General features: G+C 62.4%; 12 protein-coding genes. 10 read left to right on the forward strand and 2 right to left on the reverse strand.

Annotated elements, in window-relative coordinates:
* Positions 1 to 12 precede the first annotated feature (12 nt).
* The 10 genes from IPM73_02795 to IPM73_02840 all read left to right on the forward strand — a co-directional run bounded on the left by IPM73_02795 (position 13) and on the right by IPM73_02840 (position 12,282).
* Positions 13 to 1,599: an NAD(P)/FAD-dependent oxidoreductase gene (locus IPM73_02795; protein MBK8917015.1), complete on the forward strand. Its 1,587-nt coding sequence runs from the start codon at positions 13 to 15 to the stop codon at positions 1,597 to 1,599.
* Entirely contained in the window at positions 1,592 to 2,791 is a 1,200-nt protein-coding gene (locus tag IPM73_02800; protein MBK8917016.1) for a glycosyltransferase family 2 protein, read from the forward strand. The genes IPM73_02795 and IPM73_02800 overlap by 8 nt, the downstream gene beginning before the upstream one ends.
* Positions 2,779 to 3,699 carry a glycosyltransferase gene (locus tag IPM73_02805; GenBank protein MBK8917017.1) on the forward strand — a complete coding sequence of 307 codons (921 nt, stop codon included), beginning with the start codon at positions 2,779 to 2,781 and terminating at the stop codon, positions 3,697 to 3,699. Before IPM73_02800 ends, IPM73_02805 begins: the two co-directional genes overlap by 13 nt.
* Before the next feature lie 10 nt (positions 3,700 to 3,709).
* Complete coding sequence (locus tag IPM73_02810) at positions 3,710 to 4,969, forward strand: hypothetical protein (GenBank protein ID MBK8917018.1); 1,260 nt, start codon at positions 3,710 to 3,712, stop codon at positions 4,967 to 4,969.
* A gap of 140 nt (positions 4,970 to 5,109) precedes the next feature.
* Positions 5,110 to 5,919, forward strand: a complete 810-nt coding sequence (locus tag IPM73_02815; protein ID MBK8917019.1) for a class I SAM-dependent methyltransferase — start codon at positions 5,110 to 5,112, stop codon at positions 5,917 to 5,919.
* A complete protein-coding gene (locus IPM73_02820; protein MBK8917020.1) occupies positions 5,912 to 6,967 on the forward strand; it encodes a glycosyltransferase family 4 protein in 1,056 nt (351 codons plus the stop codon). The genes IPM73_02815 and IPM73_02820 overlap by 8 nt, the downstream gene beginning before the upstream one ends.
* Positions 6,964 to 8,223, forward strand: a complete 1,260-nt coding sequence (locus tag IPM73_02825; protein MBK8917021.1) for a glycosyltransferase — start codon at positions 6,964 to 6,966, stop codon at positions 8,221 to 8,223. Before IPM73_02820 ends, IPM73_02825 begins: the two co-directional genes overlap by 4 nt.
* Positions 8,224 to 8,341: 118 nt before the next feature.
* A complete protein-coding gene (locus IPM73_02830) occupies positions 8,342 to 9,139 on the forward strand; it encodes a glycosyltransferase family 2 protein (protein MBK8917022.1) in 798 nt (265 codons plus the stop codon).
* A gap of 152 nt (positions 9,140 to 9,291) precedes the next feature.
* Complete coding sequence (locus IPM73_02835) at positions 9,292 to 10,491, forward strand: glycosyltransferase family 4 protein (protein ID MBK8917023.1); 1,200 nt, start codon at positions 9,292 to 9,294, stop codon at positions 10,489 to 10,491.
* Positions 10,492 to 10,608: 117 nt separating this feature from the next.
* The gene (locus IPM73_02840; GenBank protein MBK8917024.1) at positions 10,609 to 12,282 is read left to right on the forward strand and encodes a hypothetical protein; all 1,674 of its coding nucleotides are present in this window, start codon (positions 10,609 to 10,611) and stop codon (positions 12,280 to 12,282) included.
* Here the strand turns inward: IPM73_02840 and IPM73_02845 are convergent.
* A complete protein-coding gene (locus IPM73_02845; GenBank protein ID MBK8917025.1) occupies positions 12,264 to 12,740 on the reverse strand; it encodes a histidine phosphatase family protein in 477 nt (158 codons plus the stop codon). The genes IPM73_02840 and IPM73_02845 overlap by 19 nt on opposite strands.
* 5 nt (positions 12,741 to 12,745) lie before the next feature.
* Complete coding sequence (locus IPM73_02850; protein MBK8917026.1) at positions 12,746 to 14,218, reverse strand: CHAD domain-containing protein; 1,473 nt, start codon at positions 14,216 to 14,218, stop codon at positions 12,746 to 12,748.
* Positions 14,219 to 14,227: the final 9 nt, after the last annotated feature.

Below are 14,227 nucleotides of genomic sequence, written 5' to 3' on the forward strand. Positions count from 1 at the left end.
AGTGCGGAGGGCATGGTGGATCGGCCTCGCGTCGTCATTATCGGAGCCGGGCCGGCAGGACTGACTGCCGCACTCGAACTCGTCCGTAGCGGCAGGGCATATCCCGTCGTTCTTGAGGCGTCCCGTGAAATTGGAGGGATATCGCGGACCGTCAATTACAAGGGCAACCGGATGGATATTGGCGGGCATCGGTTCTTTTCCAAGTCAGACTGGGTGATGGAATGGTGGCGGTCAATATTGCCCATTACTGACGAAGATTCTGAGCTTGCGGAAACGACGATCGCTTACAGAAACAAGACGCGGTCGGTTCGTGTCGATGGACAGCAGGCCGGCAAGACGCTTCGGGTTCGTCGTCGCCTTTCGCGCATTTATTTTTTGAGAAAATATTTTGACTACCCCATCAAATTGAACCGCAACACCCTGTCCAACCTCGGTGGGGCGAGAGTTCTCAGGATTGCGGCAAGCTACGCTTGGGCAAATGCCTTCCCCAGACGACCGGAAAAAACGCTGGAGGATTTTCTGCGCAATCGCTTCGGCCGGGAGTTGTATCGAACATTCTTCCGCGACTACACCGAGAAGGTCTGGGGGGTTCCTTGCCAGGAGATCAGCGCAGAATGGGGAGCGCAGCGGATCAAAGGACTTTCTGTCCTGGCAGCCTTGCGCCATGCTTTGAAGCGCAGTCGGGCTCCGGCAGGCGTGGGGGACCGGCAGGATCTGCCGACGAGTCTGGTCGAGCGCTTTCTGTATCCTTCCTTGGGTCCAGGGCAACTGTGGGAAGAAGTTGCGCGGCAGGTGGTCGCGGGGGGGGGAGAGATTCACCTAGGGTGCAGAGTTTCTGGATTCGACCGCGACGAACGGGTGATACGAGCCGTGCGCTGCCAGGACGAGGGGGGGGAGGCGAGCCACTTTGTCGGTGACTATTTCGTCTCGACTATGCCGGTCAAGGATCTCGTCGGCGGGATGAGTCCTCCAGCCCCCGTGAAGGTGGCGGAAATTGCATCAGCATTGCCGTACCGGGATTTCATTACCGTTGGGTTGCTCGTTGCGCGCATGCAAGCGAACACCCAGGCCCGGAGCGACCATCCTCGCAACATGCCGCCGGACAACTGGATCTACATTCAGGAGAGCGACGTGCGCATTGGCCGTCTCCAGGTATTCAACAACTGGAGCCCGGATCTGGTTGCCGACCGGAACACCATCTGGCTAGGTCTCGAGTATTTTTGCCAGGAGGGCGACGATCTCTGGTCGCTTTCCGATGAGGACATGCGGCGTCTTGCCGTGACCGAGCTTGCGCGCATCGGCATGGTCGACCCGGCGGATGTTCTCGATGGGACTGTTATCCGTGTTCCCAAGTCCTACCCTGCCTACTTCGGCGCTTATCAGCAGTTTCAAACCGTGAGGGAGTGGTTGGACGGTTTCGAGAATTTGTTTCTGATCGGAAGAAACGGAATGCATCGCTACAACAACCAGGATCATTCGATGCTGACTGCGAAGCTTGCGGTGGAGGCCATTCTTTCGGGCAGCAGCGACAAGACCGCGATCTGGGAAGTCAACATTGATGACGACTATCACGAGGAAAAGCGGGGCGAGGATGGGTGATCGACTGCATGCGCCTGACGAGGATGGGCCGCCCGGGGATGACGTCATGGTCTCGGCGGTCATGCCATGCCTGAACGAGGAACAGACCTTGGGTCTGTGCATCGAGAAGGCCCAGCGGTGCTTCGCACGACTGGGCCTTACGGGTGAGGTCGTGGTTGCGGACAATGGTTCGACGGATCGTTCTGTGGCGATTGCGGAATCCCTTGGGGCGCGGGTCGTGCACGAGTCGCGCCGCGGCTACGGTGCAGCGCTGCTCGCAGGAATTGGGGCGGCTAGAGGGGGGATCATCGTGATGGCCGACGCCGACGATTCCTACGACTGGGAGGCCATGGACGATTTCATCGCCGCGGTCCGGGGCGGATCAGACCTGGTTATGGGCAATCGCTTCCGGGGCGGTATCGAGCCGGGCGCAATGCCTCCGTTGCATCGCTATTTTGGTAACCCGGTTCTGTCCTGGCTGGCCGGGCTCATGTACCGAATACCGGTCGGGGACTTTCACTGTGGAATGCGCGCTTTCTCGCGCGATGCCTTTGCACGCATTTCCGTTCGCACGACGGGAATGGAGTTCGCGACGGAAATGGTGGTGAACGCGGCTCGTGCCGGGCTTCGCATTACCGAGATTCCTACTCGCCTGTTTCCCGACAAGCGGGATCGGCCACCGCATTTGCGCTCGTTCAGGGACGGCTGGCGCCACTTGCGCTTCATGCTCACCTACGCCCCGGACTACCTGTACGTGGGGCCGGGTGCAGCGCTCTTTTTCGCTGGGGTCTTGGGGATGGCATTGCTCGCTGCGGGGCCCGCGGAACTTGGCGGATTTCGCCTCGGCATTCATTTCTTGGCTTTGGCCAGCCTGCTTACCCTGCTTGGTGCGAATGTCGTTGGATTCGGGATGCTGGCCCAACTGATCAATTCCCGGCACAAAGCCATCGAAAATGACTCCTTCTTCGGGTGGCTGCTGCGCTATTTCACCCTTGAGCGGGGTATGGTTCTGGGCGGCCTGCTCTGTTTGGGAGGGGGGCTGGTCGATGCCTGGATATTTTTCGAGTGGCTCGCAAGAAATCGCGGGGACATGAAGGACACTGTGCATCTTGCCTTTGTCGCGTCAACGATCGTCGTGCTGGGAGTCAATACACTTTTTGGCGTATTCCTCTTCAATATGGTCCGGGAAGAGACAGGGGCATGGAAGGCTTGATCGAAGGCGAGGCATTTGAGGCTTCCGGGGGCCACTCCTTCGGGGAAGCAGCCGCGGTTCCGGGGAAAGGGGAAGTGTTGGTTTCGATCATTACCGCGACCTACAATGCGGGCGCCATGCTTCGCCATACCATCCGGTCGCTGCGGGAACAGGTATTTCGGGACTTCGAGTGGATCGTCATCGACGGTGGTTCGACCGATGGTACGTTCCAACTCCTTGAGGGCAACAAGGACTTGCTCAGCTACTGGGTGAGCGAGCCGGATTCCGGGATATACGATGCGTGGAACAAGGCTTGTGCGCATATTCACGGTCAGTGGGTACTGTTTTTGGGGGCCGGTGACGTTCTGGCGGCGCCGGACGTCCTGGGTCGCGTGGCGCCTTATCTTGACGCTGCGGATGCGAGCCAGTCGCTGGTTTATGGCCGCATGCAGTATCTCTCTGCCGGAAAGCGCGTGGTGCTGGAAGAGGTCGGTCAAGCCTGGGAAGAGATAGCGGGGCGTTGGGAGATCGGGCGCTGGGTTCTTCCGCCACACGGGGCAATTTTCCATCGAGTGAGCCTGTTCTCCGGATCGGAACCCTTCGATGCGCGCTACAGGATTGCGGCGGACGCCAAATTGCTGCTCTCGGTGGTGCGCGAGGTTTCACCTCTGTTCGTGCCAGTGACCATTTCCGCGGCGCCTATCGGAGGGACCTCTTTTCGTCTGGATTCGGCTCGCCGGATGGCAGTGGAGCTGAGCGCAATCAATCATGAACTCGGGCTGGTCGTTCCCTTGCGACATCGGCTCGAAGAGGGCCTACGTCTGGCGATCATCGATGTCCTCCTCTGCATTCCGCCTGCGTTGGCCCATAGGGTTGCGGACGCATTGCGGCGGGTCTGCGGTCGTCCGCAGCGGTGGTCGGTGGAGTAGTGCGGAAGCCGTGATTCAATCACTGCATCTCGCGCTTCTGGCGCTGGGTACGCTTGCCTGCGGCATGGCCGGCCAGTGGTTACTGTTTACCGTTATCGGTGCGGGTGAAGAAACAGACGCGTATTTTGCTGCTCTTGTGGTGCCGCAGGTATTCCTGGCGATCGTGGGGGGGGCGCTCTTGCACGCGCTGGTCCCGCTGCTGGCTCAATACGAAGCGCCGGATCGTCGGCGCCTTGTGTGGGCCCTGCTGCTGCGGGGGATCGGTCCAACCCTGGCGGCCGTCTCCTTCTTGGCCCTGACAGCGCCCCTTTGGATGCGATTGATCGCGCCGGGTTTTTCGGGCTCACAGTGGGATCAGTCGATAGCCCAGGCGCGCATCCAGGCGCTGGCACTTGGTGTCTCGTTGATTGCCCTGTTGCTCGCAGCAGGAGCGCAGGCTGCGGGACGATCCAGGCGGGTCGAGCGTGCTTCGTTTGCCGGAGCGCTCTTGAATCTGGCAATCATCGCCTGGCTGGTGTCGTCTTTGGGCGCGCTATCGGCTGCCTGGGCTAATGTCGGGCGGGCCGTGCTCCAGTGCTTGCTGATCGTTCCTCTCTTTGGCTTGCCGGTATTCGGCGATCAACGGGGGGATATTCTCCCGACACTCTGGGGGAGGATGCGGCCGCTACTCGTCGGGACTTCACTGCCCAAGGCTGATCCACTCATCGACCGCAATCTGATGTCGCTCACCGCGGACGGTACGCTGTCGCTTTTCCAGTTGGCTCAAGTGCTGATCTCCAGTGTGATCGAGATCATCAATAGGGCGTGGGTCGCGCCGGCTTTGCCAGTCCTTGCACGGTGTGCGGAGGCCCCGGTCGAGTACGCCCAAAGGGTAAGGGGACTCATGCTTACGATAAGCTTGATCACTGTTGCCGTTGTCTTTCCATTGGTTGTCGTCGGTCACGGCCTGCTTCAGTGGGTGTTGGAACACGGCCGTTTTTCCGGGGACGACGTTACCCGTCTGTGGTGGATCATGGTGGGGCTGGCGGGCGTCCTGATCGGAGGTGGCTTGGGGCAGGCAGGATCGGCTGCCTTCTACGCACGTGGCGATACGCTTACTCCGGCACGGCTTGCTCTAACATCCTTCTGCGTTTTTGCGCCGCTCAAGGTGGGGGCGTTCTTCATTCTGGGATTGCCCGGGCTGGTGGTGGCCTGCAGTGCCTACTACCTGACCAACGCGTTGATTTTGACTGTCATGCTGCGTCGTCTTCCAGGGTGGCCTAAGCCGTGAATACCTTAAACGTCCGGACAGAAACCGTGCCTTGTCCCCTCGGGTGCACGCCGGGTGAGGATCAGGTCACCGTAGGGCACGACCGTCTATGTGGAGGTCCGGGGCAGTTTCCGGTGGTTCGTTGTCGCGCGTGTGGCCTGATGCGCACCAATCCGCGGCCAGATGCAACGTCGCTCCATGCCTACTATCCCGACGACTATGCCCCTTACGAGACGTCTGCAGTGGCAATTGGCGTGCCTGCGCCACGCCGCCCGTGGCTGTTGAGGATACTCCAGCGCCTGGTCGATTCGCGATCGCAATGGTTGCCCACCCTTGTCCCGGGCAAGATGCTGGAATTTGGCTGCGCTTCCGGCGGATTCCTGGCAAAGATGCGCGCACGGGGCTGGTCGGTCGAAGGCGTCGATATCTCACCTGTTGCTACGGCCTGCGCGCGGGAACACGGACTGGCCGTGCATACCGGCACGCTCGATTCGCTCCCCGTCGAGGCTGGTACCTTTGACCTTGTAGTTGGGTGGATGGCCCTCGAACACCTGCCTGATCCGGTCGAGGCCTTGCGCTTTCTGCATGGTCGTACCCGCCCTGGGGGCTGGCTGGTGATTTCCATTCCCAATGCGGCTGCATTCGAGTTTCGCATTTTTGGCCGGTACTGGTACGCGCTTCAAGTGCCGGCACACCTTTTTCATTTCACGCCGACGACCATGAACAATTTGCTGCTGGCCGCGGGTTGGCGTCCGCAAGGGGTGTTTCACCATCGATCCGCCGCCAATCTGGTGGGGAGCCTGGGGCATCTGCTCGAAGATTCAGGTTGTCAAAAAATTGGAGCGGCACTGGTTCGCGGAGTGTCGCGCTCGCCCGCCCTCCACGCACTTATGTGGCCGTTGGCGCTGGTTCTTGGCTTGCTTCGCCAGTCCGGGCGCATGACCGTCTGGGCGAGGAAATCGGATGCTTGAAGTGGCGGCGCTCACCGCCGGATGGCATGTTCCGTCCTCGCGGTTTCGTATACGGCAGCATATTCCTCGCCTGGCGACGGTGGGGGTCCGTGTGACGGAGTACTGCCCGCCCATCAGCAAGTACGCTGAAATTCCAGGATTCGGGGCTTCGGTACCGTTCCGATACAAGTTTCCGCTGACGGGGATCTTGTGGCTGTGCAAGGTGGTAGCCAGTGTTCCAGGGGTTCTGGGGTCGTACAGGAAGGATGTCACCTGGCTTAGCCGCGACCTGGTCGTCGGCTTGCCCACTCTGGAGCCCATTCTGAAGTCCCCTTTGGTCCTTGATGTCGACGACGCCATCTGGTGCACGTGGCCACTGGGCAGCGCATCGGCGCGCATGAGCGCACGCCGATCTGCCCTCGTCCTGGCTGGCAACGCCACTTTGGCGGGGTGGTTTGCCGACTACGCGCGCCGCGTTGAGATTGTCCCTACTGCCGTGGACGTTGACCGCTTTGTTCCGATCACCAATTCGAACCCGCGTGCGACGCTGACCCTCGGATGGATCGGGTCGGGATCAAATCTGGCTTACCTGCAGGATATTGTGCCGGCCCTGGCCGAGGTGATGAGACGGCGTTCGGAAGTGAGACTCCGCATCGTGAGCAATATGGCGCCGCGATTTTCAGGCCTGCAAGGGTCGCGGGTGGATTATGTGCCCTGGAGCACCACAGGGGAGGTTCAGGCAATACAGGGGATGGACATTGGCCTGATGCCGATGCCGGACAATGAATGGACGCGCGGCAAGTGCAGTTTCAAAATGCTGCAGTACCTCGCCTGCGGGAAGGCGGCGGTGGTTTCCCCCGTGGGCATGAACAAGGAGGTGCTGGCTCAGGCGGAAGTCGGTCTTGGCCCTAGGAACAGGGACGAGTGGGTCGATGCGCTTGTCGCGCTCATAGACGATGCGGGCGAACGTGGACGCCTCGGCGCGAATGGGCGGCAGCTTGTCGAACGGTGCTATGCGGCAAGAGTGATCGCCGATCGCATTGCGGGTCTGTTGTCGACGTTGACATGAAGATACTCATCGTGACCTACAGCGATCGCCAGGGGGGGGCAGGGAAGGCTTTGCTCCGTATCGCCGGGCATCTTCAAGCCTGTGGCCAATCTGTCAGCGTCATGGTAGCCCGCCGGGAGTCAGTTTCCGATCTCGTCGATGGGCCCGGGCGCGGGTGGAATGGCTCTGCTGGTCAAGCATTACGCAGTCTGGCGGCTCGTGCGATCATTTGCGCCGCGACGGGTTCCAGGGCAGCGGATCGATCATTGGGGGCTTTCCGTGGTGGGCTGGGCAAGGCAATCAACGCCACCGATGCGGATGTCGTCATGCTCGGCTGGACAGGGGAGGAAACGATCTCCATTGGCGAGATCGCCGAAATCAAGAAACCGGTGGTGTGGCGGTTCTCTGACATGTGGCCGCTGTTGGGCACGGAGCACTATGCGAGCGAATCGGAATTCGTTCGCTATACCGTCGCGGGTGCCGGGCAGATTGCCGGGGCGTGGGATCTGGATGCGCGCGTTTTTCGCCGGAAATTGCGATTATGGCGGCGTGCCATCCCGGTCATCGCGCCGAGTCGATGGATGGGTGAGTGTGTTCGGAGGAGCGCATTCGCCAATACCTGGCCCGTTCGCATTGTGCCAACGCCTGTCGATACCGGAGTCTTCGCGCCGCGGGATCGGGCAGCCGCCAGGCGGGCGCTCGGACTTCCCTTGGACCGTCGATTGATCGTGTTCGGCGCCTTGGGAGGTGATACCGATCCTCGCAAGGGTGCGGATCTTCTGGCTGCGGCAACCGTCACGCTGCGCTCCTCCGAGCTTGCGTGCATCATCGTCGGAAAAGACACACCTGGGCGACGAGCGGAATTTTCCCTGCCCACTTTCGACCTTGGCCTGATCAACGACGATGCGACCTTGGCGGGAATCTACGCCGCCGCCGATGTGGCGGTGTTGCCGTCCAGACTGGACAATCTCCCTCAGTTTGGTCTGGAGGCACAGGCCTGCGGCTGTCCGGTCGTGACCTTTGACACAGGAGGGCTGAGCGATCTGGTCGAGGATCGGGTTACGGGTGCTCTGGCAGAGCCGTTTTGTGTCGCCGATCTTGCGGCGGCGATTCGGTGGGTGGTTTCGGATCAAGCGAGGCTCACAGCCCTGAGTCATGCTGCGCGTGAGCGGGCGCTCGCTCTGTGGGCGCCGGAGGTCGTTTTGCCGCAGTATCTTGACGTGTTCGCCCGGGCTGCCCGGGGAGATTTCTCGCTGGGGACGGCCCTGGTCCCATGATCGGCAAGGATGAAAGAGGGGCTGAGGCGCATGGGGCACTTGCAGGCTGATGGGTGTGGTGCGCCGCTCAGTCCGGGTGAATGTTCCGTCGGTTCGGGTTTGCCGCGAAGGAGCATCGATGCGATTCAGTTGTGTCATTCCGACCTTTAACCGTCGCGAGCGCCTTCGTGTTGCGCTCGCCTCGGTGGCGTCGCAATCGGTGCGCCCGGAGGAGATCGTCGTTGTCGATGATGGCTCGCGCGACGACACGCAGGAATACTTGACGGGCCTTCAGCGCACTTCTCCCGACTTGCCTCTCGTCGTCTTGCGCCAGGAGAATCGGGGCCCCGCCGCAGCGCGAAATGCCGGGATAAGGATCGCCAGTGGGGATTACGTAGCCTTCCTGGACGATGACGACCTTTGGTTGCCGGAAAAGTTGGCTCGTCAGCAGCAAATCCTGGCCGTTCATCCGGACATCGCTTTGCTGGGTTGTGGGGCCGACACTCTCTTCGCTCCCCGGGGCGGGCTGCTACAGGACATCGGTCTGAGGAGCATGCTGATTCGGAACTGGTTCTTGACGCCGGGAGTCGTTGCGCGTCGGGATGTGCTTTTGGCCTGCGGAGGGTTTCCTGAAGACATGTGTGTTTGCGAGGACTATGCGCTCTGGTTGAGCATTGCCGAGAAGCACCGGTGCGCGCTGCTCAACGAAAAGTTAATCGTGTGTGGCGACGGTAAGCGCTCCTTCGGGGAGAGCGGATTGTCCGGAAACCTGAGGGCGCTCTACGCAGGAGAGCGGGAGGTTTACCGGAGGTGGCGCAAGGGTCGGAGAGGGGGAGGGCTCTACCTGGGAATGTGCGAATTTCTCGCCGCCATCAAACATATGCGGCGACGCATGGTCGTTGCCTGGGAGCGAGGGACGGCCGACCCGGCACCCTGAGAGCCTTAAGTGAAAATTCCGTACCTTCCCGCTCGTCATGCCCGGCCGCGCCCGCTCGGCGTTGCCAGTATTCGCCATAGCCCGGGCCACGGCTGTGTTTTGCGCCTTGATTGTGCGCACCCAAAAAATTCACAGTCTCTGAGTGCGTAGCTGTGAATGGCGAACTGATACTGGTCACACACTACTTCTCGACCCACCGAGGGGGGGTCGAGAAGGTTGCGGGCGAACTGGTCGGTCGCCTTGCCAAGGACCATGGTTGGCGGGCGACTTGGGTTTCGAGTGCCGGGGATGTCCTGCCCGGCGGGCTCGGGGAGCGCGTGCGACTCGTTCCCGTGGGGGCTTGGAACGGAATGGAGCGACGCTTCGGTATCCCTTGGCCGATCTGGCATCCCCGGGGGCTGATTCGCTTGTGGCAAGCGATTGGGCGGGCTGATGTGTTGCACCTGCACGACGCCCTGTATTTCGGCAATCTGTGTGCCTGCGCGATGGCACGCTTGAGGGGTGTTCCTGTCATTGTCACGCAGCATGTTGGCGATGTGCCGTACGCCTCGGCGCTATTCAGACGAGCCCATGCCTCGGCCAATCGAACGCTGGGGCGTTTGGTGCTCGGAATGGCGCAGCAGGTGGTGTTCGTCAGCCCAGCGGTTCGCGACGAGTTTTCCCGCTATTGTCGCTTCAGATCGTCGCCGGCCTACGTTCCGAATGGGGTGGATACAAGCTGCTTTTCCCCTTCGGGACCCTTGCCGGAGTGTCTGGAAATCCACCGTGCGCATCAGTCGGGACGTCGCGTATTTCTCTTTGTCGGTCGCTTTGTCGAAAAAAAAGGACTGGCTATCCTGCACGATTTGGCATTGCGTTTGCCCCACGATCTGTGGGTGTTTGCGGGGCATGGCCCACTTGATCCGCAGTCCTGGAATCAGCCTAACGTCCTCGTGGTGCGGGGAGAGTCGGGCGCTGGCCTGGCAAGGTACTACCGGGCAGCGGATGTTCTGGTATTGCCGAGCACCGGGGAGGGATTCCCGCTGGTTGTGCAGGAGGCGATGGCCTGTGGAACGCCGGCCATGGTGGGGGAAGAAACAGCCGCGGGGTGCCCGGAGGCCCGTGCATTGCTGCTGGTTGAAAAGCTGGGTGACGCTATGGCACCAATGCGTTGGGCAGGGCGACTGTCCGAGCAACCGGGCCGGCGGGATGGGTCGCCCAGGCGGCGCAGCGAGGTGGCAGCTTTCGCAAGGGAGCGGTGGTCCTGGGAGTGCGCGACAGGGCAGTATGCCAAGCTGATCGGAAAACTCGTGACGGGGCACGAGGGCGAACGTGCCCCCGCGCCTGGAAACCGGATGAGGGGCGAGGAATGAGATCGGCTGCGAGCGGGACCGATTCGACGGGGGGAGAATTCCGCCAGCCGATCGTCTGCGGCCGGCGCTTCCTGGGATCGGATGACGATGAGCCGGGGTTGGTCTCGAGGGGCTGCCGTGCCGATCCATAATCACCTGCGCCTTGGCATCCTGTTGACCATGCTTGCGTCGGCCTTGATTGCCGCCCTGGCCGAGTTCCAGGGGGGCATTTTTTGGTACCTGCTGACGCTATACGACCTTCCGGCCGCTGGGGCGCTGGTGGTGCTTCTCATCAGCGGTATGCTGCTTGCGAGCAGATTGCGCGGTCCGGAGTTGTGGGCAGACCGACTTGTACTGGCTCTGGATCGTACTGCCCCTGCCATCGCAGTCATCGTGTGGATGGCGCTCGCCTGGGCGACGGTCCACGTGTACAAGGGGCATCCGCTGTCCATGGATGAGTATGCTGCGTACTTTCAAGCGCAGATATTCGCTTCCGGGGAACTGCATGGCAGTTTTCCGCCGGATCTCCTCGACCAACTCCTGCCAGTCGGCTTTCAGAATCAGTTTCTGATGGTCAATCGCACCACGGGGGCGGTACTGTCGGCCTATTGGCCGGGTTTCTCACTCTTGCTCGCGCCCTTCGTGGCGGCTGGCGTTCCCTGGGCGTGCAACCCAATGCTGGTTGCGCTTAGCCTGATCATGATTCGCTGCCTGGCGCGTGATGCCACTTCCTGGCCCCAGGCGCCGGGTTGGGCGATGTTGCTGGCTCTGGCTTCCCCGGCATTCCTGATCAATGGCATCACCTTCTATTCGATGCCCGCCCACCTGTTGTTGAACCTGATCTACGCATGGCTACTCCTTTCACCAACGTCAGGGCGACTTGTTGTGGCCGGCTTGGTGGGGGGGCTTGCTTTGGTCCTCCACAATCCTTTTCCCCACGCGGTTTTTGCCCTGCCTTGGCTTGTCTGGCTGGTGTTTCGTAGGGAGCGAGTCCTTCGGAACCTGCTCTGCATCGGCCTGGGCTACCTGCCGGTCGTGCTGACGCTGGGGGTCGGGTGGATGCTCTGGCGGCATCAACTTCTCTTTTCCGGGGCTACGGTGGCCGTGGCGCCGCTCGCCTCCACTGCGGCAGGCGACACGACGGTCCTGGAGCAGGTTTCCGGGCTTGCCTCCCGGATGATCGGCTATCTCCGGCTTCCGGACGAAAGCGTGCTTTATGCTCGTCTGGCCGGGCTGATAAAGCTCTGGCTGTGGGCTTCGCCGCTGCTCTTGCTGCTGGTCTGGCAGGGGGTACGTGACAGCAAGGCGGTTGCGACTCGACTGCTGGCGGCTTCCGCAGGCCTGACCTTTCTCGCTTACTTCGCCATTCGTTTCGACCAGGGGCACGGTTGGGGGTACCGCTATTTCCACTCGGCCTGGGGCGTACTGCCGGTCCTTGGGGCCCTGGGTATTGCGCGGCTCGCCTCCACGCAACATGGCGGCCGTAGCGGGCTGCCAATCCTGGCGGGGCTGAGCCTCGCCGGCTTGATAGTCATGAATGTCCTTCGCCTGGGGCAGGTTGGCGATTTCATGACTCAGCATCTCACCCAACTCCCACCCGCTGCCGAGAGCGGGCGTGCATTCATCTTCGTCAAACTTCGGGGTTATTACGCAGCGGATCTAGTCCAGAATGACCCCTGGCTGCGAGGAAACACGGTCATGCTCATCGCCCGGACCCGCGATGCCGAGAAGAATTTGGCAGAACGTCTGGTTCCCTACCCCCGGCAAATCTTACGCAACGAATTTGGTGCAACCTACGTCGTGGAGCCATGAATGGATTCGACCAATTCTGGCGGGAGCACTGCCCGAAGTACTGTTCGAGGCCGGCTCCCATGGACCTGCTGGGCGATCCACCATATTGCCCCTTTTCGTACGGTCCAATGGGTATCGTGTCCTGAGATCAGTCGGGCGGCTGCCATGCCGAGGGTTGGTTGGTGTCCGACTACCAGGACGGCCCCGGGGCTTGCCGGCCATCCGGTGGCATCGAGCAGCGCTCGAGTACCCGCTCCCGGCCCAAGGCTGTCGATCGGTTCGAAGGGTAATTTCAGAGCTTCGGCGGTCTGACGGCAACGCAGCGCGGGGCTTGAGAGGACGCGCAAATTTTTGGGGCAGTGGGCAAGTATCCACTGCGCCATGGACCTTGCCTGTGTTTTTCCGCGTTCGGTCAATTGCCGTTCCATATCGTCCGGCCCGTCTTCCGCCTCTGCATGCCGCCACAACAGCAAATCCATCGTCGCTACTTCCTTTTCCAGGGTTTCGCTTGAGCCAGCCAGGTCTCCAGGGCCTCGGCTTGTTCGGTCAGCAGGAGCGCATGGCGCCCGCGGAGCCAGCCGAGGACGGGGCCGCTGCGGTGGCGGGCGGGAAGGCGGTGGAGGAGTTCCAGGGCAGTGACGTGGTCGTTGGCGAGGCCGAGTTCGTCCTGTAACTGGGTCAGCGCCGCGAGGTAGGGCTTCAGGCGTCGGCGGGGCAGGAGCGTGGCGAAGAACTCCAGGGTGTAGCGCAATTTCTTGATGCGGATGCGCAGACGGTGGCGCTCGACGTCGTCCAGGACGGCGTGGCGCCGGGCGAGGCGACGGGTTTGGCTGGACTGGCGGTTGATGGCTGCGCGGGCGAACGCTTCCAGGTCGGCGGGCGCGGAGGGCAGGCCTGCGAGCGCCGCGGTGAAATCCAGCAGCAGGCGGGGATGGTCGGGGTCGGCAAGCTGGCGGCGGAGGGCGCTTGAGGCCCGGGCGGCGCAGCGCCCTGCGGCGGCGGGAAGATACAAGGCGCCGCGGTCTTGCGGAAAGGCGGCGACGATAGGAGGAAGGGCTTCGCCAACGAAGACGTCCCAGTCACGGGTTTCGCCCAGCGCGGCGGCCAGGGGACGCCAGGCGGCGGACCAGGACGTGGCAAAGTCCTGCGGCAGGACCGGGGCGAAGACCTTGAGGGCCGAGCGCAGGTGGCGCAGGGCGATGCGGGCCTGGTGCAGGAACTCGGGATCGCAATCCGGTGCCTGACCGGCCAGGTTGCGCTGCAACTGGTCGAGGCAGGCCGAGGCGATGTCCTGAAAGGCGGCGACGGGAGTCAGATCGGGGGAGAGGGTCGGAATTCTCGCTTTGCAGGGCTGCCGTGGCTCTCCCAGGAAGAGGCGGTAGCCCCGTTCGGCCTTGGAGGCGGAGGCCGGGGAGAGGGGGAGGGTCGTCTGGAGTTCCCGCGCCAGGGCGAAGAGGTCGTCGCGCTCGCCGGCGAGGAGTTCGATTTCGACCTCGGCCAGGGGTTCGCTGCGCTCGCCGCTGGCGATGGTCCCCAGGTCGAGGGCGACCTCCACCCGGGAGCGGCCGTAGCTCAGGGTCCAGGCGCGGCGACGGAAGTGGGTGGTGAAGAGGGCGGTGAGGCGGGGGGCGATGCCTTCCAGTTCCTGGCGCAGCCTGGGGTCATCGACGTGGCCAAAATCCCAGACGCCGGGCCGGGCGGCGGCTTCCCACTCGCTGCGGGCGGCCAGTCCACCGACCGCCGGTTCCGCGGACTTGACCGTCAGCAGCCAGACCCTGCCGCGGCGGCGCAAGCGCAAGGCCACGCCGCGCCGCTGGAGGGCAAGGTCCGGTGTGTCGTAGTACGTGTTCTCCAGGGTGTGGCTGACCGCGGGGTGAGGGGCCAGCAGGGGGTGGCGGCCCAGGCGGGGGGCGGCGGAGCGGGGCAGCGCCAGTTTCAGCTCGATTTCCGTCGCCATGGCGCGGAG

Source organism: Betaproteobacteria bacterium (assembly GCA_016720065.1).
In the GTDB taxonomy this organism is placed as follows: Bacteria; Pseudomonadota; Gammaproteobacteria; order Burkholderiales; family Rhodocyclaceae; genus SSSZ01.

Coding starts and splice junctions, on each gene's coding strand:
- IPM73_02805 (MBK8917017.1), top strand. CDS start 2,779: ATGGAAGGCTTGATCGAAGGCGAGGCATTTGAGGCTTCCGGGGGCCAC.
- IPM73_02825 (MBK8917021.1), top strand. CDS start 6,964: ATGAAGATACTCATCGTGACCTACAGCGATCGCCAGGGGGGGGCAGGG.
- IPM73_02830 (MBK8917022.1), top strand. CDS start 8,342: ATGCGATTCAGTTGTGTCATTCCGACCTTTAACCGTCGCGAGCGCCTT.
- IPM73_02795 (MBK8917015.1), top strand. CDS start 13: ATGGTGGATCGGCCTCGCGTCGTCATTATCGGAGCCGGGCCGGCAGGA.
- IPM73_02845 (MBK8917025.1), bottom strand. CDS start 12,740: ATGGATTTGCTGTTGTGGCGGCATGCAGAGGCGGAAGACGGGCCGGAC.
- IPM73_02800 (MBK8917016.1), top strand. CDS start 1,592: ATGGGTGATCGACTGCATGCGCCTGACGAGGATGGGCCGCCCGGGGAT.
- IPM73_02850 (MBK8917026.1), bottom strand. CDS start 14,218: ATGGCGACGGAAATCGAGCTGAAACTGGCGCTGCCCCGCTCCGCCGCC.
- IPM73_02815 (MBK8917019.1), top strand. CDS start 5,110: ATGCGCACCAATCCGCGGCCAGATGCAACGTCGCTCCATGCCTACTAT.
- IPM73_02820 (MBK8917020.1), top strand. CDS start 5,912: ATGCTTGAAGTGGCGGCGCTCACCGCCGGATGGCATGTTCCGTCCTCG.